General features: G+C 71.4%; 20 protein-coding genes and 2 pseudogenes. 16 read left to right on the top strand and 6 right to left on the bottom strand.

Going from position 1 to position 22,601, the window contains the following annotated elements:
- Positions 1-711: 711 nt before the first annotated feature.
- The gene (locus KYY02_RS27070; RefSeq protein ID WP_371242358.1) at positions 712-1,293 is read left to right on the top strand and encodes a sigma-70 family RNA polymerase sigma factor; all 582 of its coding nucleotides are present in this window, start codon (positions 712-714) and stop codon (positions 1,291-1,293) included.
- A gap of 132 nt (positions 1,294-1,425) precedes the next feature.
- Here KYY02_RS27070 and KYY02_RS27065 read toward each other — a convergent pair whose 3' ends face one another.
- Entirely contained in the window at positions 1,426-1,875 is a 450-nt protein-coding gene (locus KYY02_RS27065; RefSeq protein WP_371242356.1) for a DUF5707 domain-containing protein, read from the bottom strand.
- 241 nt (positions 1,876-2,116) lie between these two features.
- Here KYY02_RS27065 and KYY02_RS27060 point away from each other — a divergent pair, with 241 nt between their 5' ends.
- The 4 genes and pseudogenes from KYY02_RS27060 to KYY02_RS27045 form a co-directional block, all read left to right on the top strand.
- Positions 2,117-4,459 carry a sensor histidine kinase gene (locus KYY02_RS27060; RefSeq protein ID WP_371242354.1) on the top strand — a complete coding sequence of 781 codons (2,343 nt, stop codon included), beginning with the start codon at positions 2,117-2,119 and terminating at the stop codon, positions 4,457-4,459.
- Entirely contained in the window at positions 4,456-5,139 is a 684-nt protein-coding gene (locus tag KYY02_RS27055; RefSeq protein WP_371242352.1) for a response regulator, read from the top strand. Before KYY02_RS27060 ends, KYY02_RS27055 begins: the two co-directional genes overlap by 4 nt.
- A gap of 37 nt (positions 5,140-5,176) precedes the next feature.
- Positions 5,177-5,488 carry an SCO4225 family membrane protein gene (locus KYY02_RS27050; protein ID WP_371242350.1) on the top strand — a complete coding sequence of 104 codons (312 nt, stop codon included), beginning with the start codon at positions 5,177-5,179 and terminating at the stop codon, positions 5,486-5,488.
- Positions 5,489-5,709: 221 nt separating this feature from the next.
- Positions 5,710-5,811 (top strand): annotated as a pseudogene (locus KYY02_RS27045) (transposase); the annotation flags it as partial.
- A 103-nt stretch (positions 5,812-5,914) separates the two neighbouring features.
- Here KYY02_RS27045 and KYY02_RS27040 read toward each other — a convergent pair.
- Positions 5,915-6,454: a hypothetical protein gene (locus tag KYY02_RS27040; protein ID WP_371242348.1), complete on the bottom strand. Its 540-nt coding sequence runs from the start codon at positions 6,452-6,454 to the stop codon at positions 5,915-5,917.
- Positions 6,455-6,631: 177 nt separating this feature from the next.
- On the opposite strand from KYY02_RS27040, the gene KYY02_RS27035 reads away from it, so the two are divergent.
- From KYY02_RS27035 to KYY02_RS27005, 7 genes are all read left to right on the top strand, one after another.
- Complete coding sequence (locus tag KYY02_RS27035) at positions 6,632-7,123, top strand: DUF2243 domain-containing protein (RefSeq protein ID WP_371242346.1); 492 nt, start codon at positions 6,632-6,634, stop codon at positions 7,121-7,123.
- Positions 7,120-8,004 (top strand): cytochrome c oxidase assembly protein, encoded by an 885-nt coding sequence (locus KYY02_RS27030; protein WP_371242344.1) that lies wholly within the window; start codon positions 7,120-7,122, stop codon positions 8,002-8,004. Before KYY02_RS27035 ends, KYY02_RS27030 begins: the two co-directional genes overlap by 4 nt.
- A gap of 573 nt (positions 8,005-8,577) precedes the next feature.
- Entirely contained in the window at positions 8,578-8,949 is a 372-nt protein-coding gene (locus KYY02_RS27025) for a phage holin family protein (protein WP_371242342.1), read from the top strand.
- Positions 8,946-9,428: a DUF3618 domain-containing protein gene (locus tag KYY02_RS27020; protein WP_371242340.1), complete on the top strand. Its 483-nt coding sequence runs from the start codon at positions 8,946-8,948 to the stop codon at positions 9,426-9,428. The genes KYY02_RS27025 and KYY02_RS27020 overlap by 4 nt, the downstream gene beginning before the upstream one ends.
- Positions 9,429-9,813: 385 nt before the next feature.
- Positions 9,814-10,086 carry a hypothetical protein gene (locus tag KYY02_RS27015; protein WP_371242338.1) on the top strand — a complete coding sequence of 91 codons (273 nt, stop codon included), beginning with the start codon at positions 9,814-9,816 and terminating at the stop codon, positions 10,084-10,086.
- Positions 10,087-11,889: 1,803 nt separating this feature from the next.
- Complete coding sequence (locus KYY02_RS27010; protein ID WP_371242336.1) at positions 11,890-12,342, top strand: MarR family transcriptional regulator; 453 nt, start codon at positions 11,890-11,892, stop codon at positions 12,340-12,342.
- Positions 12,339-12,650, top strand: coding sequence for a replication initiation protein, RepL2 (locus tag KYY02_RS27005; RefSeq protein ID WP_371242334.1), 312 nt, complete (start codon positions 12,339-12,341; stop codon positions 12,648-12,650). The genes KYY02_RS27010 and KYY02_RS27005 overlap by 4 nt, the downstream gene beginning before the upstream one ends.
- A 768-nt stretch (positions 12,651-13,418) precedes the next feature.
- On the opposite strand, the gene KYY02_RS27000 is transcribed toward KYY02_RS27005, so the two are convergent.
- Positions 13,419-13,817 carry a hypothetical protein gene (locus KYY02_RS27000; protein WP_371242332.1) on the bottom strand — a complete coding sequence of 133 codons (399 nt, stop codon included), beginning with the start codon at positions 13,815-13,817 and terminating at the stop codon, positions 13,419-13,421.
- A gap of 20 nt (positions 13,818-13,837) precedes the next feature.
- Positions 13,838-14,359: a replication/maintenance protein RepL gene (locus KYY02_RS26995; protein WP_371242331.1), complete on the bottom strand. Its 522-nt coding sequence runs from the start codon at positions 14,357-14,359 to the stop codon at positions 13,838-13,840.
- Positions 14,360-15,244: 885 nt separating this feature from the next.
- Here KYY02_RS26995 and KYY02_RS26990 point away from each other — a divergent pair.
- Entirely contained in the window at positions 15,245-16,756 is a 1,512-nt protein-coding gene (locus KYY02_RS26990; protein WP_371242329.1) for an FAD-binding oxidoreductase, read from the top strand.
- Positions 16,757-16,994: 238 nt separating this feature from the next.
- The gene (locus KYY02_RS26985; protein WP_371242327.1) at positions 16,995-18,203 is read left to right on the top strand and encodes an acyl-CoA dehydrogenase family protein; all 1,209 of its coding nucleotides are present in this window, start codon (positions 16,995-16,997) and stop codon (positions 18,201-18,203) included.
- A 356-nt stretch (positions 18,204-18,559) separates the two neighbouring features.
- On the opposite strand, the pseudogene KYY02_RS26980 reads toward KYY02_RS26985, so the two are convergent.
- Positions 18,560-19,336: pseudogene (locus KYY02_RS26980) on the bottom strand (RNA-guided endonuclease InsQ/TnpB family protein); the annotation flags it as partial.
- A 155-nt stretch (positions 19,337-19,491) separates the two neighbouring features.
- Between KYY02_RS26980 and KYY02_RS26975 the strand changes: the two are divergent.
- Positions 19,492-20,256: a glucose 1-dehydrogenase gene (locus KYY02_RS26975; RefSeq protein WP_371242325.1), complete on the top strand. Its 765-nt coding sequence runs from the start codon at positions 19,492-19,494 to the stop codon at positions 20,254-20,256.
- Positions 20,257-20,687: 431 nt separating this feature from the next.
- Here the strand turns inward: KYY02_RS26975 and KYY02_RS26970 are convergent, their stop codons facing one another.
- On the bottom strand, positions 20,688-21,656 hold the full coding sequence (locus KYY02_RS26970; RefSeq protein WP_371242399.1) for a ScbA/BarX family gamma-butyrolactone biosynthesis protein: 969 nt from the start codon (positions 21,654-21,656) through the stop codon (positions 20,688-20,690).
- Between the two features lie 186 nt (positions 21,657-21,842).
- On the opposite strand from KYY02_RS26970, the gene KYY02_RS26965 reads away from it, so the two are divergent.
- The gene (locus KYY02_RS26965) at positions 21,843-22,508 is read left to right on the top strand and encodes a ScbR family autoregulator-binding transcription factor (protein WP_371242323.1); all 666 of its coding nucleotides are present in this window, start codon (positions 21,843-21,845) and stop codon (positions 22,506-22,508) included.
- Positions 22,509-22,601: the final 93 nt, after the last annotated feature.

Genomic DNA, 22,601 nt, shown 5'->3' with positions numbered 1-22,601 from the left:
AGCGCCGTCAGGCGCGGCCAGGGCGTGGAGACGCCCCGAACCGTCCTGGCCGCGGGACCTGGTCCCGGCCCTGCCGGCCTCCGTGGAACTTCCGGAGGAGCTCGACACGGGAGCCGCCCCGCGGCCTGTGCGGGATCAGCAGCGTGAGGTCCGGGTCGATCACCGCCGGGGGCGTGACGTGTTCCCGGTCCGGGTCGGTCAGGGCGGCGACCGCTGTGCCGAGTTCGTGTGCCGTCGCGGTGGCGGCGATGTCCGTCGCCGTGTCCGTCCGTAGGCCCGCGCGCCCGCGCGCCCGCGCGCCGCGAGGAGCTGCTGCGGTGGAGTCGGTTCGCCGGCCGGTCCGGGTCCGGGGACACTCCCGCCTGCCGTGGAGGGGGTGGCGGCGCGTGTTCCTCGACGCCGTACGGCCGGCCTCGGCCCTCTCCTCTGCGGAAACGTGACCACCTGTCGGCCGGTTCACCACCGGTGTCGTGTCCGGGAGCGCGTACGCGACGACGCGGTGTCCGCACCGTGCTCCCGACGCCGACGGCCGACCGGTGGGGCACGGCACGGGCCCCGCGGGCGGCTCGCCCCGCAGGCGGCTCGCGGCGGTCACGGCGGCAAGGCGGCGACAAGGTTTGGTCAAGGCCTTTCGGAGAGTGTCGCCCCAGGCTGCCGCCCTCGGGCGGCGGCCACGCCACAGAATCACCGAAAGACGATTGGTCACCACCCATGAACGGGACTTTGGAGGCGGGGACCGCCGCCCCCGCCCCAGGCCGGGCGCACACCCCGCGCCCCTCGCCGGACGTCGAGCACGACGCCTTCATCCGGACGATCTACGACCGGTACGGCCCCCTCCTCCTGCGGTACGCGGCACGGCTGCTGGACGGGGACTGGCACAAGGCGGAGGACACCCTCCAGGAGACGGCCGCCCGGGCCTGGAAGCACGCCCACTACCTGGGCAGCCGCGACGAAATCGTCCGGCCGTGGCTCTTCACCGTGGTCAGGAACCTCGTCATCGACCACCACCGCTCCCGGCAGATCCGGCCGCTCGAACTGATGCCGGTCGAGGAACTCGACGCCGCCCGGGAGGCCCCGGAGAACCTGCTCACCCTCCACGTGGTGCTGGAGGCGCTGCAGGACCTGCCGGAACAGCAGCGGACCGTCATCAGGCTGATGTACTACCTGGAGTGCAGCGTGGCCCAGGCGGCCGAACATCTCGGTATCCCGCCGGGCACCGTCAAGAGCCGCGCCTTCTACGCCGTGAGGGCACTTCGCAAGGCGCTGGAGGAGCGAGGAGCGATCGACGCGTGATCCGTTCTCCCAACCGCTCGCTCCCCGGCCGCCCGGCTGGTGACGGGCCTGCTGCACGAGGACGACGTGCTGGGCCCGCCCCCGGCGCCATCCGGCCGAGGCCGTCCCGTCGGGCCGGTGCCGGGTGACGGGTCAGCGGGTGATGTCGATCGTGGCCGCGCGGGACACGAACTTCGTGCCGCCGTCCTTCGCCGTCGCCAGCACCGAAACGTGCCAGGCGCCTTCCGCGAGGTCGGCCGCGTCCTGCGGCGTCACCTTCAGCGTGTAGGTGCAGCGGGAGGTCCCGTCCGAGGTGCTGTGGCACGTGGCCTTGTCCACGTACCGCAGCTCCGCCTCCGTCGGATCGAGTTCGGAGCTCGCCGGCCACGCGATGACCCTGAGTTCGCGGACACCGGAGTCGTCGCTCACGTCCGCGGTGTACGTGAGCTCGCCCTCGCCCTGCTGGGACGGAGCGGTGTAACTGGCGGAGCCGTTCTTCACGGTCGGCTGCGTGGTGGTGGAGGCCATGGCGTAGCCGCCGGCGGCAACGGCGCCGAGGGCGACGAGGCCGATGACGGACGGGACGAGGGCGCGCTTGGACATGATGGATCCCCTGCTGGTGAGTGGAGTGTCGAGGTACGGAAGAGCGTGGCAGCACCGGTGGTCGACCGGCCGCTTTCCCGACGTGATCGAGACTATGGCCGGGTGCCCGGCCGGATCCTCACGCTGCAGGACGATCGCCGCGTCGAACCGCGGGTGCAGCGCCTGCACCCCAGGTAAGAGAACGAGGTCCCCCTTGAGTCCGAGGACGGCCCCTCACCTGCGGTCCTAATCTTGATCCCTTATGAAGAGAACCGACGACCGGCTCCTGCCCCTCGTGTTGCTCGGCGTCCAGGCCGTGGTGTGGCCGGGGCCGGATGTGATCCGCGGGAACGTTCCGGCGGGGTCCGCCCTTTTCGTGGCGGCCCTCGTCGCGGGGCTGGTGACGGCCGCGCTCTCGCTGCGCCGTTCGAAACCGGTGACCATCCTCGTCCTGGTCGCGGCCGCCTGTGCGCTGGGCGCCGGCCCCCTGCCCGTCGGCGCCATGGCGGTGCTGGGGACGGCGGGTGCGGCCCTGGCCCTGTTCACCGTGGCCGACGAACGCGACACCTTCACCGCCCTGTTGTGCGTGATGACGCTCGTCTCCTGGCAGTCCCTGTACGGCATCAGCCTGCACGGGCTCAGCGACCGCGACGGGCTCGACCTCGTCCTGACGGCCGTGCTGTACGCCGCCGCGTCCGCTGCCGGAATGCGGGCACGGCGCAGCCGGTTCGCGCGGCGGGCCGCCGAACAGCGTCTGAAACGGGCCGAACTCGAGCGACACCGGCTCCCGGCAGCCGAACGCCGGCGCATGGAAAGGGAGTTGCACGACGTCAGCGCCCACCATCTGACAGCCGTGGTCGTCACGGCGGGTGCGGCACTCGGGCTGCGCGACCGTCGCCCCGAACTGGCCGACGAGGCCCTCCGGTTCGCCGTCGAGACGGGCCGCGAGGTCACCCGGGCCCTCGGCGCCGTGCGGGCGCCGGCCCCCTCGCCGGACCAGCAGCCCTCGCCCAGGGAGCGGTTGCTGGGTCTGGTCGCCGGGGTCTCCCGCCTGGACCAGCACGTAGAGTGCGAGATCGACGCGCTGCCGGACGGTGCCCTCGGGGACGCGGCGTACGGCATCGTGCGCGAGGCGCTGACCAACGTGGCGCGGCACGCGTCCGGTGCGCACACCACCGTGGCCTGCCGGTACGGCGACGCCCGCACCGAGGTCGTCATCACCAGCGCCGCACCACCGGCCGGTTCGCCGGCGTACGGCGTCGGCCTCGGCTCGGGACGCGGCCAGGGCTTTCTGCGGTCACGGGCCCGGGAGGCCGGCGGCACCCTGACCAGCGGCCCGACCGCGGAGGGCGGCTGGGAGGTGAGAGCGGTCCTGCCCGGCCGGGTCGCCGCCGCCTCGGTGCGGCAGCCGGTCCCCCGGCGGTACCGCCTGGCGCAGGTGACGGCCGCCGTCGGCCTCGTCGTGCAGCCGCTGCTGCCCTCACTGGTCGTCCGGGCGGAATCCGTGTCGAGCGGTCCGGGGGCGTCGGCAGGTGTGCTCTTCGCGCTGCTGGTCGCGGGGCAGGCGCTCGCGCTGCTGTGGCGGCACCGGGCGGCACGCGCCGCCCGGGGTGTCGTACTGGGTCTGGCCCTGCTCTGGCCGGTGGCGACGGCCGTGGGCGAGTACACCGGGTGGGTGCTCCTGCCGTCCCTGCTGAGCACGGCCGCCACCTGCGCGGTGATCTCCTCAGCCGCGGCCCGCACGGCCGTCACCGGCCCGTCGGTCACCGAAGGCCGCCCGCTCCTGTCGTCCGTAGGAGCCGGTCCGGTCGTGGCCGTGCTGGTGCACGCGACGGCCACGACCGCCGCACTGGTGCACCGGGGCAGTTCCTTCCCCCTCTGGGCGCTCGTCGCGGGGTCGACGGGGTCGGCGGCCCTGCTGGTCGGCGCGGCGTGGCGGGGCGGGACCCTGCGCGGGCGTCGTGACCGGGACGCGCGCAGTGCGCAGGCCGGAGAGTTCGCGGTCTGGACCGAGGAGGCGGTGCGGGACGCGTGGGCCGAGCGCCGCCGGATCGCCGCCGGGCTGGAGACCACCGTGCTGACACGGACCGCCGACATGGTCGCGCAGGCCGAGGCGGGCCGGCTCGACGAGGTCGTCGAGCGTGCCCGCGAGGCCCTCGCCGCGATGCGCGCCCTGCTCGACACGGTCCGGGACTCCGAGGCCACGCCCGCGCTGCGGCCGCAACCCACCCTGCAGGCCCTCGACCTTCTCGGCCGTCAGCTCCGGGCCACCGGCCGTGACGTCGAGATACGCCTGACCGACCGCATACCGAGACGGCTGCCCGCCACCGTTGACCTGGCTGCCTACCATGCCTGCGAAACGGTACTCGCGGCCGGCGGCGAGGAACCGATGGCGGTGGAACTCGACGCGGACGGGTCCGCGTTGACGCTCACGGCGATCGGCGTTCCGGACGCCGCGCGCTCCGCCCTGTGTCGGCGGCTGTCGGCGCAGGCGGTGGTGGCGGGCGGGAGGGTCACCGCCGGCCCGGCGGGTCCGGTCCGCGTCCTGCTGCCGCTGACCGCGGCGCCGCCTGTGCAGCAGGACGACGAGAAAGGACAACGATGAGCCTCAGGGTGCTGGTCGCCGACGACCAGGGCATCGTACGGGCGGGGTTCGCCGCCGTGGTCGACGCCGAGGAGGACATGACGGTCGTCGGCGAGGCCGCCGACGGCGCCGAGGCGGTGCGTCTGGCCGGGGAACTTGCACCCGACGTGGTCCTCATGGACGTCCGCATGCCGGAACTCGACGGCATCGCCGCCACCCGGATCATCACCGGACGCCCCGACGCGCCCCGTGTCCTGGTACTGACCACCTTCGACCTCGACGCATACGTGTTCGACGCGCTGCGCTCCGGCGCCTCCGGATTCCTCCTCAAGGACGTGCACCCCGGCGAACTGCTGAACGGCATCCGGGTGGTGGCCGCGGGCGAGAGCGTCCTGGCCCCGTCCGCCACCCGCCGGCTGATCGGCCATTACGCGTCCGGACCGGGCGCCGGGATTCCGGGCGGCAGCACCCCCCGCGAGCTGGACAGCCTGACCGGCCGTGAACGCGGCGTCCTCGGCCTGATCGCCGCGGGACTCACCAACACGGAGATCGCCGAACACCTCGGCATCACCGTCGGCACGGTGAAGTCCCATGTCAACGCACTGCTCCGCAAGCTCGAACTACGCGACCGGGTCCAGGCGACGATCCTCGCCTACGACCTCGGCCTCGCCCACCCCAACCCGCCCCACCCTTTCGCCTGACAGCCCACCGGGCACCACGATCCAGGAGTCCACCACCATGACCGGCCCAGGTCTGTCCGTCCCGCGCGGTGTGCGCCGCGCCCTCGGCACCGCCGCCGCCCGCATCTACCTGGCGGCCTGCGCCCTGCTGCTCGGATGGGCGCTGGTGACCGCCTCCGAAGGGTCCATGGCAGTCGTCATCCCGATGCTCGCCACCATCCCGTCCAGTCCCGTACTGCTGCTGCTCCTGCCCGAAGGCAGCATGACGTTCCTGCTCTCCGTCGTCCTCGGAGCACTGGTCAACGCCATGATCATCGGATGGTGCGCCCGTACGCTGCGCCGCGGGGGCGACCCGGGCACCACCACCTGACGGCGGACACCGCACGGGGCGGCCGGGCGTGTCCGGCCGCCCCGCACTCGTACGACGTCCCTGGACGGCCGGGGTTTTCTCGTCCGCTGACTGGTGCAGGGGCTCCTGCGGGTGGGGTTCCTGGTCGTCATGGTGATGAGTGCCCAGTTCGGCTGGGCCTCGGAGTACGTGAGGTCCCCCTCGTAGCGCGGAGTCCGTGACGGCAGGGGCTGTCGGTCGTCATGGCGGAGAAGCGCCGCAAGTTCACGGCGGGGTTCCGTGAGGGGGCGGTACGGGTCGTGACGGAGACCGGGAAGCCGGTCCCCGAGGTCGCGCAGGACCTGGAGGTCGGCGAGACGACGCCGGTGAGCCGGGTCCCGCGGGTTACGCGGACCGAGAGGGCCACGCCACAGGACATGGACGGACGAGGACTCCACGAGTTTCTGATCAACACCGGGGGTATGCCTGGTCGCGGGGCAGGGGTCCGACGTCGGCGTGACGACCGGGGCGCCGGGCGGCGTGGCGTTGTCCGGGGCCTGGGCCGATGCTGCGTGCAGCGAGGGCGTCGGCGATGGCGCCGGTGGTGAAGGCGTAGACGGCTTTGTGCAGCACGTCGACGACGAGTTCCTTGCGGGGCCAGGTGGCTGGTGGGGCACCGACGCCGGTGGCGTTCTCGAGGATCTGATCGTTGGTGAGGCGTACGACTGTGAACTTCGCGGAGGCCACCGGCCCGCGCAGTCCGGCCTGGGCCATGACCGAACGCAGTACGCCAAGGAGGGCGGCCTGGCCGAAGTGCATGGCCCGGTTCACCGGCAGAGGCTGCTTCCCGGGGTGTTCGGGCATGCCGGTCAGGCGCTGGAGGACCCGCGCGGGGACGTGGGAGTCGGGCCGTTTGGTGATGGCCTGTTCGATTTTCTCGCCGAGGGTCATCACGACGCCTCCGGCGGTTCCGGCGATCAGTCCCTGCCACAGTGCGCGTTTGATCATGTCCTGCCGTGTACCCGTTCGGGGGGTCGTGCACCCGCTCCCGACGACGGTGGTGGTGTCCGCCTCGCCGCTCCACTCACCCGGACGCCGTTGGCGGAGGGCCCGCGGGGCCCGCCCGGGGTAGGCGTACCGGGCGGCAGTGTTCACCGCCCGAGACAGGAAGGCGTACACCCGATCATGAGCCAGTCGAGCCCGCCCCCTCCCGAAGGCCGGGAATGTCCGCAGTCACGCAGGTCGCTGGTGGTGTGCGCGCTGATCGGCGTTGCCGTGATGGCAGCGGTCGACGAGATCGTCTTCCACCAGATCCTGGGCTGGCACCACTTCTACGACCGCTCCACCACCAGTGTGGGCCTGCTCTCGGACGGACTGCTGCACACCGGCGAGCTGCTGGCCCTGGTCGGGGGCTTCTTCCTCTACGCCGACCTGCGCCGCCGTGGCGCCCTGGCCCCGGCCCACGCGTGGGCCGGGTTCTTCCTGGGTCTGGGCGTCTTCCAGCTCTTCGACGGCATCGTGGACCACAAGCTGCTGCGCCTGCACCAGGTGCGCTACGGCGTGGACGTCACCCCCTACGACTGGGCCTGGAACCTCGCCGGCCTGGCCCTGCTCCTGACCGGTGCCACTCTGGCCGTGCGCGCGGCCCGCCGCACCCGGGAGGAGCCCGCACCGTGACTACGGCGCATGCCCACCCCGGGCCGGGCGGCGGGGGTGGCGGGGGCTTGGCCGAGCCGGTCGTCGCGGCAGCCGCGCTGCTGGCGGCCGCCGCCTACCTGCTGGCCGCTGCCCGGCTGCGGCGCCGGGGCGATGCCTGGCCCTGGCTGCGTGATGTGTCCTTCGCCGCGGGCTGCGCCGCGCTGGCCTGGGCGGCGGTCGGCGCCGTGCCGGGCGGACCGTTCACCGCGCACATGATCCAACACGTGATCGTCGGTATGACGGCGCCGCTGCTGCTGGTCCTCGCCCGCCCTCTCACTCTGGTCCTGCGGGCCCTGCCGCCCGGCCCCGTGCGGCGGGGCCTGCTGGTTGTGGCCCATGCCCGGCCCGTGCGCCGGCTGGTGTTCCCGCCGGTGGCGGCACTGCTGGACCTCGGCGGGCTGTGGCTGCTCTATCGCAGCGGCCTGTTCGCGGCCACCCATGACCGGCCCCTGCCGCATGCCGCGGTGCACGCGCACGTGCTGATCGCCGGAGTGCTGTTCACCTTCGCCGTCTGCCAGCTCGACCCCGTGCGCCGCCGCTGGGGCCTGGCCGTCCGGGCTTCGACGCTGCTGGCCGCCGGCGCCGCCCACGCCGTCCTCGCCAAGAGCCTGTACGCCGCGCCACCGCCCGGCACCGCCTTCACCGCCAGCGATCTGCACACCGGCGCGCAGCTGATGTACTACGGCGGTGACCTGATCGAACTCGCCCTCGCCGTCGTCCTGGCCCTCCAGTGGTACACCACCACCGGCCGCGCCCACGCCCGGCGCACCACCACATCGGCCCCGCCCCCGCCCCCGCCCGGCCCGGTGTGCCGGTGCGGCCGGTGGTACTGGGGGTGGCGATCGCCGCGTACGCGGTGATCCCGCAGCTGATGCACGGCAGGTTCGGCATCGACCCCCACGCGCCCCACAGCGCACCCACCGAGGGCTCAAGTGATCAAGAGGACGGCCACGCTTCCCTGGCCCAGCGCCTTCACCTTTGAGTCCTTGCCCTCCGCGGCTCGGTGTCCGCTTCCGCGCCCTCCCTCAAACCACCCGCCCCGCCCTGACGGCGGCCGAGTGACACTCGCCCAGGATCCCCTGGATGCGCCGGCTGCCGACCGGGGCTCGCGAGCTGTGGTGCGGCGCTGCCGCCGCGATGGAGCGGTTTCCCCGCGACGGAGCCGACGACCGCCCCGGCTCCTCCTTCCCTTCGGGCGCACCGCCACCGTGGCACCCCCGTGGCCGGCCGTCGGCACAGTCTCTGCAATACCGGCCGCACCGACCGCCCTGAACTCGCCTGAACGGGGTACTTGCGCCGTCATCGGACAGGGCCGGGTGCATGACTGAGCCCGGCCTGCAGGAGCTTAGAGAGGGGAGGTGACCTCCGTGTCGAGCACGCAGCCACACCATGACGGATCCGTCCCGAACACCGACCGCTCCGGCCAGGAGCCGGTGAGCGAGCTGGTACAGCGGGCCGCGCAACAGCTGACCGAGCTGGTGCGCGGCGAACTACGCCTGGCTCAGGCGGAGATGAAGCAGAAGGGCAAGCTCTACGGCAAGGGTGGCGGTCTGTTCGGCGGCGCCGGCGTCGTCGGGTTCCTCATGGCGCAGTCACTGGTCGTCAGCGTGATCGCCGCGCTGGCGGTGGTGCTGCCGGTGTGGGCGGCCGGAATGATCGTCACAGCGGTGCTGGGTGTGATCGCCGCGGTACTGGCCATGAGTGGGAAGAAGCAGGTCGACCGGGCCTCGCCGCCCATGCCCGAGCAGACGGTCGAGAACGTGAAGGCCGACGTGGCCGAGATCAAGGAGAGTGCGCACCGATGACCCAGCCGCCCCACGACGAGCCCACCGCTTCCAGTCCTCAGGAACTGCGCGAGCAGGTCGAGCGGACCCGCACCGAGCTCGGGAAGACAGTGGAAGCGCTCGGCGCCAGGACCGACGTCAAGGCACGCGCCCGGGAGAAGGCCACCGAGGCCAGGGAGCAGGCCGCAGCGAAGGCCGGCGAGCTGAAGGGGCAAGCCGCGCTCAGGGGCGGGGAGCTGAAGGAGAAGGCTGCCGATCTGGCCCGTCAGGCACAGGACAGGCTGCCCGACCCGGTCAAGGACAAGGCCGTCCAGGCTGCCGAGCAGGCCCGGGTCAAGGCGGCCCGGGCCGGTCGGATGTGGCAGGACAAGGCACCCGAACCGGTGCGGCAGAAGACCGCCCGAGGAGCGCAGGTGGCACGTGACAACCGCAAGGCGCTGCTGGTGGCGGCGGGCGTGACGGTCGTGGTGGGGCTCGCTTGCCGCCGCCGGAAAGCGTGAGCCGGGGAAAGGCCCCGAGGATCGTCCACGAGCCGGTCGGTCCGGTCGACCGCCTACAAGCCGGTCGGTCCGGTCCGCCGATGCCGTCAGCGGCACGGCCGCAGGAGCGCTGTCCAAACAGACGTGAAAGGCGGCCGGCCACGATGAGGACATCCCGTACACCACCGAGGAGGACCGCTCCCGGCGCGAGGTCCTCCTCGCCGCCACGCTCCAAGGCGCACCCTCCGCCGGGGGCGGAGCGGCCGTCGACCGCGTCGGCGCCACTGTCTGACCCGCCCCTGCCCGGCTGACGGGCACGAGGCGGCGGGAGGGCCGGTAGAACACGGACATCCGGCCGGCCCTCCCGCCTTCCGACCAGCACTCCTACGAAGGACCCCTCACAGTCATGTCCGATCAGCATGCGGCTGCCGCGCTGACCGCTGCAGCAATCATCGCCACGATCCTGGTCGCCCGGGCAGCCGTCCTCCACCAGAGCGGTCGAAGGCGTACCGCCCGCGAAGCACGCCCGGTGCGCGCTCACACCGCACCGCGCACCGACGAGGCCGCATCGTCTGCGGCCGTGTTCTCGGACGCCGCCTCCTGCGCCGTGCGAGAGGCCGAACAGCATGTCCACCACTGCTGGCAGCAGTTCCGAACACGGGTCGACCCGCCCGGGTGACCTGCGTGGGAGGCGCGTACGCCTACCGGTGCACTGGTTCGGCGACCACTCACTGCAGTGCAGCCTCAAGGCTGGAAACGATGCCCTTGGGGACGCAGATGAAGCCGTCCCGGAACCCTCTGGGCACGGGTTGTGCGGTCAGGGCTCTGCCCGTCTGGGATCCGTTGGTGTGCCCCTCACGCGACGAGACCATGGGCTGCCGCCGTGTCGTGCCCGGGACGGCGGTCGTTCATGTGCCGATCCGGGAGGAACCCGGTATGACCATCGCGTCGGCGGTCCGACGCGTGCTCGCATGGTCGGCAGGCTGGAGACAGCGGGAGCGACCACTGACGCGGTGAACAGGCCGCAGTCACGGGATTTCCTCGGCGCGGGCCGAGTGCCGCGGCGGAACGGACAGTCGGCGGGACGGACAGCCGGCGGGACGCCGGCGAAGCAGGTCCGGAGCCGGAGGCGTGTCAAGAGCCCGCGGCCGGAAGGCCGTGTGCCGTGAACACGGGCCGCCGTGAGCGGGGCAGGCCGGTCGTCGGGGGCAGTGGGGGAGCCGTGAAGAAGCACGCCCGGATCCCGGCCGGGATCTCCGGGACTCCTCCAGCGGACATCGCCCGACGTACTGCGAAATGTCTCCGGCAGCCGCCACTCACTCACACGCGGTTCCTCGTCGTGTCCGCCTCCGGAACAGACCGGGAGGGAACCTGTGTCCAGGGCCACGGCGAGCTGTACCGCCCACCTCGGCACCGCACCGGCGTACTGCGGCCACAGGCGCGAGGCGCTGCACGAGGTCGATCGCCTCCTTGGACGGGCGCGGACAGTGGACGGCCGTCACCGAGGTGAAGTCCGAGCCGGTCGACAGCCCATCGTCATAACCCGAGGGGAACGTTCCTGCGCACCCGTGCGCATTCCGTGCCCGGTTGTCACTCGGGCACGACACCGCTCCGGCAGCTCGATGCTGACGGCCGCCGTCGTGGCGGTGCTGCTCGTGCTCCTGGCGCTGCTCCTCGGGTTGCAGCACCCGGTGCTGCGGATGGCAGCGCGGCATCTGCATGGGCAGGACGAAAGCCGGCTCTGCGCGGCTCTGCGCGCCTACGGGTCGGTACGCCGTCGGCCCTTGGGGCCTCCGGTGTACCGACGGGGCCTGCAGGTGCTCGGGCGACTGCGGCTTGTCGGGGGTGTCAACGAATGCGTGGCTGAGGTCGGCAGGGGCTGATGGAGGCATACGTGACGGGTGGCTCGTCGACTGCGGCCGCATCGTGGCGTGCTTTCGTCGGCTGAGGACGGGAGAGGCGGCCGGGTTTTTCGTCGACAGGTTGGAAGGGGGTGCCGTTGTGAACGCTTCGTGGGAAGCCGCTGAGCAGTACCTCGCGCGACCGCTTGCAGGAGCACGGTGTGTGGGCGGGAGCCGCCCCAGACAACAGCCTGTGTTGCTGTAAGAGAGGGCGCACGGCAAAAGAGCGCCCTGACCTGCAAAGACGCCCCCCTGCATACGGTTCTGGCGATCTGGCAGCCGGTTCTGAGCATCGTGCACCCGGTTGCTGAGAGCAGGGCAGGCAGTTCCGGGAGCCGCTGTGCCCATGTCCTGGGAACCGTGACCACGGCTGCAGGATCCGACCAGATTGACGTCAGGTACATGAGCAGGCGCCGTTTTCCGCTGGGACGACTTCGGCTGCGGATCGATGCCCGGTGGAGCGACACGCCCTGAAGGCGGACTACATGCACTCCACGTTCATGTACGTTAAGTTCATCTGGTCGGCCCCGAGGGCCGTCGCTCATCGACGTCGAGGCAATGTCCGACCGCGGGAGGGCCTGTTGGGAGCAGTACGCAGACTGGTCGACGCCGACACCGGCGAGACCATCCCCTATGCGCCCTACGCCTTCTCGGGCGAGCACATCCAGGTGGACAAGGCCAGGGTCGAAGCGATCACCGAAAGCAGAGAGTTCACCCCGAGCCAGAAGTACATGGTGCTGTGGTGGATCGGAGTCTCCCCTCAAGGCATGGCGCCGCTGAGGGCGACCGGCGCGGACATCGCCAAGAAGGTCGGGATGACCGCCGATGCCGTCGGCAAGATCAACCGGAAGCTGCTCAAACAGCGCATCCTGATCGAGCGTGGACGCATCGGAAACTACAGGCTCTACCGGATCAGCCCGTACATTGCTTTCCACGGGACCGGCATCGAGCAACGGGAAGCGATCAAGACATGCAACCCGCCGGACATCCCCGGCTTCAGCAACACGACTCCTTCACTGTGGGAGGTCCAGTGAACAACGACGACAAGCACAAGCTCCTGGACGTCCTGCACCGTACGGCCGGCATGACCGCCAACCAACGTCTGGTCATCATGCTCTACGCGATGCATCCCACCGACCGCGCCGGCGCCGTCGTCGAAACCGGCGCCAAGCTCGCCGAGCTCGTCGGCATGTCCCCGACCGTCTTCTCCCGCACCCGGCGTCAGGTCGTGGAGGCTGGATGGCTCGAGGAGTCCGAGCGCCTCGCGCACATCAGCTATTACAGGCTCAGCGCAAAGAGCACTGGTGAGGACGTCGTCATCCCGCTGCGTCGCGCAACCTGAACAGCTCCGAGACCAGAACTCATGTACGTGAGGTCAATGAGCACCGATCCTGAGATCGGTGCTCATTGACCTCACGTACATGACAGCCCGGTGCCTTCGTACATGGACGAGCAAGTGGACGCCTCCCCGTTACCCCTTCTCCGGCGGCACCGATCGCCCGCCTGACGCAGGTGATCACGCAGCAGAGCGCGCAGCGGGGTAGCGGGGGCAGCGGAACACGCGCCCGGAGCGTTCAGGAACTCGGGGACGTGCCATGTGATCAAGGCACCTTGGCGGGAGAGGGAGGGACCTCCCGGTCGATGCCGTACGTGTCGTCGTAGTCGAACAGCGGACACCCGGCGAGCTGCTGCACCGCAGGACGGTGGATCGTGCGAGGTCGGGCGATGGCCTTGCAGTCGATGAGCAGCTCACCGACGATGAAGTCCGCGTCGGCTCCGCCCAGGTCGCCGCTCCTTCGTCCTTCCCGGTCACGCGAACGACGCCGGCCGCGTGGAGAACACCTCCTGTGGGGTCGTCCTGTGACCGTCAGGGCACGGCAGCCGCGACTTCGTGGCCGCCGGCCCCAGGAAGTCTGCGGACCGAACGGAGACCACTCGTAGGGCACCGAAGGTCGCCGAGTTGGAGAGGGCGAACGAGATCCTCAAGGCCCGCGGCGGGTTTCCGCACGTGGTGCCGTGCCCGGATCGGGGGCATACTGAGGTGGTCGCAGATTTGCGTACAGGTGCAGAAGGCCCCGGCAGTCCGCTGGGGCCTTACTGCTTCCTCGCGTCAGGCGACGGCGTGGAGTCCGCCCTTGCCGGGCTTGGGGGGACGCTTGCCGTAGCCGGGGACCCTGATGGAGGGCGGGCCGCCCACCGACAGGAGCTGGGTCATCTCCTTCTCCAGCTCGGTCTGCGACTCGTAGCCGGCGACAGCCGGGTTGAGGGCGTAGCGGTGGCCTCGGCCGCCTCCCGAGCGCAGGACGATGCCCCGCTCGACGAGCAGGGCCATGGCCCTGCTCATCGATGCCTGGCCCACGCCGAGGATCTCGTCGATCTCGGACTGGTTCATGGCGACCGAGCCGCCCGGCTGCTGATGGGCCACCATCACGGACAGGACGTCGATGGCCGTCGGCGTCAGCCGGAGCTGGTGGAGCATGCCCAACAGGCCCGTGGTGTTGAAGAGCATGGCCATGAGTATCCCTTCCGTCAGCCGGTGCCGGTGCCGGTCTTGGGGAACCGGGTCAGTTCGGGCGAGAGTTCGTCGGGGAAGCGGGAGTCCAGGGCGAGGGCCCGCAGTTCTGCGAGGAAGTCGTACTGCTCCTGCCCGTTGCCGTTGTAGGCCACACGGGGATTGAGCTGATAGGTCGACCTCTTGGCCCGGTGGATCAGGTTCTTCTCGCACAGGGCGTCCAGGGCGTGGCCGATGCTGGTGCGCTTCACACCGAGCTCCTCCGCGATCTCCGCGTGGGTGACCGCGATCCTGCCCTTCTTCTGCCGGCCGATGATGTTCGACAGCACGGCCGACTGCAGCTTCGTGATGACGTTGTGCATCAGGCAGTAGGGCAGTACGCGCCGCAGGAAGTAGTTGCTGACGAGCGAGTAGCCGTCGGCGCCGAGCATGTCGTGCGGGGGCCGCCGGTAGACGGTCGTCTTCACCTCGTGCACCGGGGTCTTGCCGAACTGCTCGGCGATCAGGCGCGCCAGGTCCGGGCCGTCGTCGGCTCTCACCGCCCGCACCGGTCTCGCCTGTTGTGGTCCGGGCCCCGCGTGCAATCCACGCAGAGGCTGTGCAGATTCACCCATGTGGGGGTCCTTTCGCATACAGGTGCTGGGCACTGTACGGCAAAACTTGTGGCCATCCGCATGTTCTGCCTCGGAAAGTTGCGGGTGGCGGCAAGTCCGTGTCGGCGGCCACCGGCATACGGCGTTCCGGCCCTGATACGGAACCAGGGCATCCGGTCGAGGTCGGCCCGGCTTCGCCCGTGAACGCCCCGGGTGAAGGAAAGTTGCGTCCCTCCGCATGTTTCCGAGGGAAGTTGCGGGCAGACGCAACTTTCCCCTCCGAATGTCGGCGCTCAACGACATCCAGGAAGGCGTAATGTCGGCGGCCACCGACATTTGCTTGCGAAAACCAGCAGGTCAGGGGGCGGTTTTCGGAAGTCCCTCTTAAAAAAAGAACCCCCTGTGGCTCAGCTCGCTCCGCGTGCGGCACCGTTGACGGGTGAAGGTCCTGGTCAGCAGCAGCGGTGCCGAGTCCCGGGTGGTGCCGGCCGTGACGGAAAACAGCATCGAAGGCGTGGTGGCGGCAGGGGGCGGGCCGTCCTCCGAGCCTCCGGCCCGGAGGACTCCGTACCTCCGCATCCGGTCGGTCGGCTGCGGGCCGTCGCACCGTCCGTTCGCGGGCCGGGGCCGGAGTGCGTAGGTCGTTCCGACGGTGGAAGGCGTGCGCGAACCACTCAGTGGGCGTGCGCGAACGCAGGAACGGAAACGCGCTCGTCTTCCTAGCGTGGAACCTCGCATGACGAGCCGTGTGCCCATGGCTGTCCATGGCTGTCCAGTACTCCCCTGTCCGTCATGTCCACGCCGCTGTCGAAGGAACCCCGAGGTGTTTCGATGACCGTTCTTCCCGAAGCAGGCACCAGGCACGAGGAGTCCGCCACCGGTCGGCTCAGGGCCGTGCTTGCCCAGGCGGCACAGGTGGTCGGCGCGGACCGGGTCACGTACCCCGACGAGGAGACGACCGGCACGCCGGCCACCATGCTCGGGCCGAACGCCGGCCTCCACCGCTCGCGCGCCGTCTTCGGGGTGGTACGGCCGCAGACGGCCGAGGACGTACGGCGCGTCGTGGAGCTGTTCGCCGACGGAGAGACCCCCGCCGCGCTGCACGCCTTCAGCACCGGAGGGAACTGGGGGCTGGGCTCGCGTGAGCCCGCGCGGGACGGGGCGGTCGTGCTCGACCTGTCCGGCCTCGACCAGATCCGCGACATCGACGTCGTCCGGGGCTGGGCCGTGGTGGAGCCCGGTGTCACCCAGGCCCGCCTCGCCCGGCTCACCGAGGGCAGCGAGCGCATGCTGAACGTGACGGCCTCCTCCGCGCACACCAGCGTGGTCGGCAACGCCCTGGACCGCGGCGTGGGCCTGCGCCACCAGCGGGTGGAGGACCTGACGGGTCTTGAGGTCGTGCTGCCCGACGGCGAGTTGATCCGGGTCGGCTGGTGGCCCGAGCAGGACCGGCCGACTCCGGTCTACACCCACGGCCTCGGCCCCTCGCTGGTGCAGCTGTTCGTGCAGTCCGATCTGGGCGTGGTCACCGCGGCCACCGTCCGGTTGCTGCCGAGGCCCGAGGCGCTGCGGGTGGTCCGGCTCGCCTTCGCCCCCGACAAGGTGGAGGCGGCCACCGCCGAGGTGCGGCGCTGGGTGACCCAGGGGCTCACCCGCGGTGTGGTGAAGATCTACAACGAGGTGGCCGCCCGGGCGTACGGTGGCGAGCCCGGCCAGTACCTGGTCCATGTGTGCGTCGACGGGACGCCGGAGGTCGTGGACGCGCTGAGCGGCATCCTCGCCGTGGAGGCCGTCAGGTCCCGACTGTTCGGCGCGGTGTCGGACTCCGACGCGACCGATCCGGCCGCGGCAGGCCATGACGTCGCCGTGCGCGTGGAGCGCGCCTACGCCGGTGATCCGGACCCGACGGACGCGCTGTTCGAGGCGAAGACGGGCCGTCCGGCCGTGCGGCTGGACGAGGAGGGCGGCTTCCTGTTCTTCCTGCCGCTGGTGCCGTTCAGCGGGGCGGCGCTGGCGCGGGCGGACGAACTGGTCGAGCAGGTGCGCGCGGAGACCGGGATCCGCTGCGGGGTCACGCTCAACGTGCTCGGCGCGGACGTCGTCGACTGCGTCGTGACGATGAGGTTCGCCCGTGAAGGCGAGGAGGCCGAGCGGGCCCACCGGGTACTGGACCGGCTCTACGAACTGTTCGTGGGTGAGGGGTTCCTCCCCTACCGCCTCGACATCGATCACACCGGCTGGGCCGACCGGCTGCCCGCGGGCGCCGGTGCGCGGTCCTTCGCCCGGCGGCTGAAGGACGCCGTCGATCCCCACCACGTCATCGCCGCAGGGCGTTACGCGTGAGTGCCGCGCGCCGGGAAGGAGGGGGCGTCCTGCAGTGCGTACCACGGACGACCTCGCCGGCGTTGCTCCACACAGCGACCTGTTCGCATTTCCCGTCGGCGGCCGAGTCGTCGTGGGGAGCCGGGTGGCCAAGCCTCCCGAGCCGCAGCCGGCAGCCGCACGAAATCCACACCCAGCTCCCCTGGGTGCCACGACCCCAGGCATGGCCGGGGCGGACCCAGAAAGAAGGCAGAGCCGCATGAGCCTCATCGACTTGCTGGATTCCGTCTCAGCCGAGGAGGGGGTCCTCACCGCGGAGGGGATCCTGGCGCGGGCCCGCGCCGTCGCGCCCCGGCTGCGCGAGCGGGCCGAGGACATCGAGAACAGCCGGCGGCTGCCCGCGGACGTCGTCGAGTTGCTGCGCGGGACCGGTGTCTTCCGTATGGCCCGTCCGAGGGCGTGGGGTGGTCCCGAACTCGACGCCGTGCAGCAGACGGAGGTCGTCGAGGCCCTGGCCACCGGTGACGCCTCCGCCGCCTGGTGCGCGATGATCGGCATGGACACCCCTGTCTACGCGGGGTTCCTCCGCGAGGACGTCGCGCGCCGGCTGCTGGAGGACCCGGACGCCGTCACCGCCGGGGCGATCACGCCGATGGGCCGTGCCGAGCGGGTGCCCGGCGGCTACCGGGTCACGGGGCAGTGGCACTTCGGCAGCGGGATCACCCACAGCACCTGGGTCGTCGGCGGGGTGCTGGTCACCCGCCGCGGTGAACTCGAGCCCGGGCCGCCCGGGGCTCCGGGCAACTGGCGCATCGTCGTGGCTCCCGCTGAGGACTTCGAGACCGAGGACACCTGGTACACGACCGGTCTGGCCGGCTCCGGCAGCAGGGACTACCGCACGGAGAACCTGTACGTGCCCGAGGAGTACACGTTCAGCTTCGCCCGGCCGCGGGTCACCGGCGCCGCCGCCACGTCCGACGCGGTGCTGCGCAACATGCCCGGTGTGCCGCTCGGGGTGGCACGTGCCGCGATCGACCATGTGCGCCGGATGGCCGCGACCCGTGTCGACCGTGCCACGCAGACACCGTGGTCGGAGAGCTATCGCGTCCAGACGGCCATCGCCCGGGCGGAGATGGACCTGGCCGCGGCCCGGTACGCCGTCTACGGCAGCCTGCGCGAGCAGTGGGAGATCCTCCAGGCCGGCGACGTGCCCACGCCCGACGAGCAGATGGCGACCGTGCTGGCCCGGGCGGGCGCCTTCCGTACGGCCCGTTCCGTCGTGGTCTCCCTCTTCGACCTGGTGGCGACCGCCGCGGTCTACCGGCCCTCCGCGCTGGACCGCTGGCTGCGCGACCTCACCACGATGTGTCAGCACGTCGTCGCCCAGGACGAGGTCCTCCAGTCCGCGGGCGCCCGTCTGCTGGGCAGTGTCCCGCACAACGCCTACAGCGTGGGAGTCGTCCCGTAGTCGTCCAGGTCCCGTAGTCGTCCAACAGGGGACGGCTGCACGGCGGCCCTGCCGGTGTGGTCCTGTCGCGGGACGACCGCCCCGGTCGTTCGTCGGGCCGGGGCGTCGGCTCCCGCCCACCGGGCCCTCGGCCGGGTGGGCGGGAGGCCGGGCCGGCTGTGCGGTATGGCGGGCGGGAGGCCGTATCCGGCCACGTGTATCAGGTCGGTGACCGGGCGGGAGAGCTCTCCGGTCGGTGAAGTCGGGGCGAAGTCCCGCGGGACGACGGAGGAATCAGGTCAGTTGTGTGCACGGACGATAACGGAAGACGTTCCTCCGGTAGTTTGGGGATCTTGACCTTCCCCCCGCCCAAAGGCGGGAAGCCCAGCGGCCGCCCGCTGGCGTCCCCGCTTCATCGACGACCGCCCCGTCCGGGAGGACTCCCGTTGAGGTCTTACCCCGTCTCCACAGGCGGAGGCCGCCGGCCCGGCGGCCGGGATGCTGCGCGCCGTGTTCACGTCGCGGTCGTGCACCGCGCCGCAGTCGCACGTCCACCCGCGGACGTTCAGCGGCAGCTTCCCGCGGACCGTTCCGCAGTTCCCGCTCAGTTCGCCGGAGGAGAACCAGTGGCCGATCACCACGAGTTCGCGCCCGTACCGGGTGCACTCGTACTCCGGCAGGGACCGCGGTCCCGTCCAGGTCGCGTCGGAGACGGCGCGTGCGAGCCGGTCGTTCCTCAACGGGTCGCGGACGCTGGGGTTCTCGGTCACGCCCGTTCGGTTCTCACGGACGAGCCGAGGCGACAGCTTGCGCAGGAAGACGCGGCGCCGGTCGGCGATCCGCGCGTGGATCCTGGCGTCGCAGCGCCGGGTCCCGCCCCGGTTCGCCGAGCCTTTCGCCTTGCGCGACAGTTCACGCTGCGCGCGTGCCGGCCGGGCACGGTCGCGCGGCTCGTGCTGGGGGTCGGCGACCTTCTCCCCGGTGGACAGCGTCACGAGGGAAGCGATGCCGACGTCACTGCCGACCGCCACGCCGGCGGCGGGGACCGGGACGACGCTGTCCTCGCACAGCAGGGACACGAACCAGCGCCCGGCAGCGTCACGGGACACGGTCACCGTGGTCGGCTCCGTCCCCTCGGGCAGCGGACGCGACCATACGGGTGCCGGCCGGTGGACGGTGCACGCCGGTCCGCCCTGGCGGCGGACCGGCTTTCCTCGCCCTGCTCCGCAGGAGCTTCGTTTCTCCCCCGCAAGCGGGAGACACCCCCACCCAGGCCTGAAGGCCGGGGAATTCAGGGAGGAGAACGCGGATGAAGCGGGACGGCCCTTTGGCAGGCAAGTGCGCCTTCATCAGCGGGGCGAGCAGCGGGATCGGCGCCGCGGCCGCACGTGTGTTCTGCCGCGACGGTGCGGCGGTGATGCTGGTGGCCCGTCGCGAGGAGAAACTGCGGGCCCTCACCCACGAGTTGCGCGCCGCGGGATACGAGGCGGAGTTCACGACCGCCGACGTCGTGCGCGGCGCCGAGGTGGCCGCCGCGGTGGAGCGCACCCTCGCCTGCTTCGGTCGGCTGGACCTCGCCTTCAACAACGCCGGCGCCGCGGCCCCCCAGGTCCCCTTGCACGAGACGGCGGACGAGCTGTACGACCTGATCATGGACACCAACGTGCGCGGAGTGTGGAACTGCATGCGGTACCAGATCCGCGCGATGCTGCCGCGCGGCGGGGCCATCGTGAACACCAGCAGTACCGCGGGACTGGTCGCCACCCCCGTCGCGGCCCCTTACGTCGCCTCCAAGCACGCCGTGGTCGGCCTGACGAAGGCGGCGGCCGCGGAGTACGCGGCGCGCGGCATCCGCATCAACGCCATCGCGCCGGGCTCGACGCGCGGCGAGATGCTCGACGACTGGCTCGAACGGCAGCCCGGAGCCGAGGAGTTGATTCGCAGCGCCACGCCCCTGCCGCGTCTGGCCGACCCGGAGGAGATCGCCGAGGCCGCCGCCTGGCTCGGCAGCGACCGGGCTTCGTTCGTCGTCGGCGCCACCGTGCCGGTGGACGGCGGCTGGACGGTCCGGTGACCGGGCACGCCGGTCCCGGCCGTGTCCGTGACCGGCGGTCGCCGTGCAGGGTGCGGCGTGCCGATCCCGGCGTTGTCGCATGCGTGTGCTTCCGGGTTCCGGCGCGGTGGGGCGCGGCCGGGACCCGGAAGCACACGGTGGCGGCCCCCTCGGCGTACAGGTGGGGCCGGGGGCTCTTCCGCTGGGGGACGGACGGTGACGGGCCGGTGGAGGGGGCACATGGCGCGCGCACGAGGGGAACACACCCGGTGACGTGCTCTGCCGGGGCAGGCCGTGGGGGGATGCCGGTACGAGGGGACGGCGGGGCGGCACCCGAGGAGGGGGTTCGTTCACGGACTCGTACGGCGGCGGCGCTTCGGCTCCGTCGGAGAGCGGGACGGCGGCCCTGCCGGGCGGTCTCCCGCGGGAAGGCGGTGTGGCGCCGCGATGCCCTACCGGGCGGCGGTGTCGGCGAACTCGATCACGAAGGCGAGTTGCTCGTTCTGGTGACCGGTCACACGGACCGAGGGCGTTCCGTCCTCGGTGGTGTCCTCGTGGGCCTCGATCCAGCACGGCTGGTCGAGCTCCACGTACCGGCTGAAGTTCATCCTGGAGGACGACGAGACGAACCGGCCCCGGGGGGCGGTCAGGCCGGTGGCCTGTTGCGCGGCCTCGACGAGGACCATCGCCGGGATGTGGTCGTTGACCCGGTCGAAGAGGAGTGTGTTGGCCGGGTCGGCCCGCAACTGCCAGCGGCCGGGCCGGTCGGATGCGGCGAGGACGACGTCGCACACCCGGGTGTGGTGGACGGTCAGCGGGTCCACCGGGGCGGGCAGCGCGGCGGCCAGGTCCGGGTCGCCGCTGGTGGGAAGGGAGCCGCGTATGCGTGTGTACGCGGCGGGCGAGGTGATGTTGAAACGGATGGAGCCGGTGCCGACGGCGCGTCCGGCCGCGCGGATCGTCATCTCCAGCGCCACGGCGGACGGCACGGCGCCGCGCCGGCGCAGGTCCGTCACCTCGACGTCCAGCGTGAGCCCCTCGGAGGCGGGGCCGAGGGGCGGCAGTTCCGCGTCGAGGTGGTGACCCATGTCCCACATCACGAAGTGGTGACCCAGGGGAACGCCCAGCTCGGTGTGCGAGACCAGGAGCGTGGTCTGCCGGATCGCCTCCAGCACGAATGAGGCCGTGTACCGGCCGTCCTCTGTCATGAAGAGCCGGTGGCGATGAGAAAGGCGTGCGGAAACCGTGAAGTTTGTGTCGTCGTGGCGGGTCAGTTTGGTGGGAAGCACGTTGTGGGCTTGTGCCCGGTGGACGAGTTCCCGGGCCACCGGTGCCGGCACGGCGGGCGGTCTTACGGTCTTGACCTGCGGGAACAAGGCGTAGCACGCCCCCTTGTGGAGCCCTCGGGTCTGCGGAGCCATAGCACTCGAAGTCATTGCTGTCCCTTCGTCGGTGAAGGTGCACGCGGTGAGGTATGGCCGATCGCCCCCCGCGGTCGGTAAAGTACAGGCATGCGGGTTTGTTTTTCAATGGGATGGACGACGGGCCCGCCGATCAGGCACAGGAAGCCGTCCCTCCGGGGCGGCTGAGCACAGATGGGAGGCCGCGTGGCACGACAGGAACGTGCGGTCAGGACCAGGAAAGCGATCCTCGACGCAGCCGGGGAGGTCTTCGCCGAACACGGCTACGCGGGGGCCACGATCTACGACGTCTACAACCGGTGCGGGGTGACGAAAGGAGCCTTCTACTTCCACTTCGCGTCCAAGGTGGAACTCGCCCAGGCCGTCCTGGACGAACAGGTCGGCGGCCAGATCGGCTACCTGGAGGTACCGCCAGGCGAGCGCACGGTCAAGCTCCAGGAAGTGCTCGACATGGGGCTGCTCGTCGCCCACCGCCTCACCTTCGACCGGATGCTGCAGGGCAGCATCCGGCTGGCGGTGGACCAGGTGCATGAGCTCAACCGCCGGGTTCCGTACCAGGCGTGGATCGACGCGCACCTCAGGATCCTCACCGAGGCGGACGAGCGGGGCGAGCTGCTGCCGGACGTCGACATCCCCGACGCCGCGCAGATGATCGTCGGCGCGTTCAGCGGGGTGCAGTTGATGTCGGAGGTGATGAGCGACCGCAGTGACCTGGAGGAGCGCATAACGGTGCTCTACCGGGGGCTCGCCCGTGTGATCGCGACCCCCGAGACGTACGAGCAACTGGACATCACGACCGATCGCGGCAAGCGGCTGATGGCCAGGGCGGAACAGGAGCAGGCCGCCGAGTGAACGGGCCCGCCGCGGGCAGGGGGAGCGCGGCGGCCCCTCGGCGCCCGGACGGCAGTGCAGCCGGTCCGGCTCGGACGGACTGCCCAGGAAGCG

It is taken from the genome of Streptomyces pimonensis (assembly GCF_041380215.1).
Lineage (GTDB): Bacteria > Actinomycetota > Actinomycetes > Streptomycetales > Streptomycetaceae > Streptomyces > Streptomyces pimonensis.
Note: the sequence above shows the minus strand (reverse complement) of the source record. Positions and strands in the feature narration are given on the sequence as shown.

Bases quoted from the DNA above. Each gene is read 5' to 3' on its own strand.
- KYY02_RS26985 (WP_371242327.1), top strand. From the start codon at position 16,995: ATGAGCCTCATCGACTTGCTGGATTCCGTCTCAGCCGAGGAGGGGGTC.
- KYY02_RS26975 (WP_371242325.1), top strand. From the start codon at position 19,492: ATGAAGCGGGACGGCCCTTTGGCAGGCAAGTGCGCCTTCATCAGCGGG.
- KYY02_RS26990 (WP_371242329.1), top strand. From the start codon at position 15,245: ATGACCGTTCTTCCCGAAGCAGGCACCAGGCACGAGGAGTCCGCCACC.
- KYY02_RS27070 (WP_371242358.1), top strand. From the start codon at position 712: ATGAACGGGACTTTGGAGGCGGGGACCGCCGCCCCCGCCCCAGGCCGG.
- KYY02_RS27060 (WP_371242354.1), top strand. From the start codon at position 2,117: ATGAAGAGAACCGACGACCGGCTCCTGCCCCTCGTGTTGCTCGGCGTC.
- KYY02_RS27015 (WP_371242338.1), top strand. From the start codon at position 9,814: ATGTCCGATCAGCATGCGGCTGCCGCGCTGACCGCTGCAGCAATCATC.
- KYY02_RS27065 (WP_371242356.1), bottom strand. From the start codon at position 1,875: ATGTCCAAGCGCGCCCTCGTCCCGTCCGTCATCGGCCTCGTCGCCCTC.
- KYY02_RS27050 (WP_371242350.1), top strand. From the start codon at position 5,177: ATGACCGGCCCAGGTCTGTCCGTCCCGCGCGGTGTGCGCCGCGCCCTC.
- KYY02_RS27040 (WP_371242348.1), bottom strand. From the start codon at position 6,454: ATGATCAAACGCGCACTGTGGCAGGGACTGATCGCCGGAACCGCCGGA.
- KYY02_RS27000 (WP_371242332.1), bottom strand. From the start codon at position 13,817: ATGCTCTTCAACACCACGGGCCTGTTGGGCATGCTCCACCAGCTCCGG.
- KYY02_RS27055 (WP_371242352.1), top strand. From the start codon at position 4,456: ATGAGCCTCAGGGTGCTGGTCGCCGACGACCAGGGCATCGTACGGGCG.
- KYY02_RS26970 (WP_371242399.1), bottom strand. From the start codon at position 21,656: ATGGCTCCGCAGACCCGAGGGCTCCACAAGGGGGCGTGCTACGCCTTG.
- KYY02_RS27020 (WP_371242340.1), top strand. From the start codon at position 8,946: ATGACCCAGCCGCCCCACGACGAGCCCACCGCTTCCAGTCCTCAGGAA.
- KYY02_RS27035 (WP_371242346.1), top strand. From the start codon at position 6,632: ATGAGCCAGTCGAGCCCGCCCCCTCCCGAAGGCCGGGAATGTCCGCAG.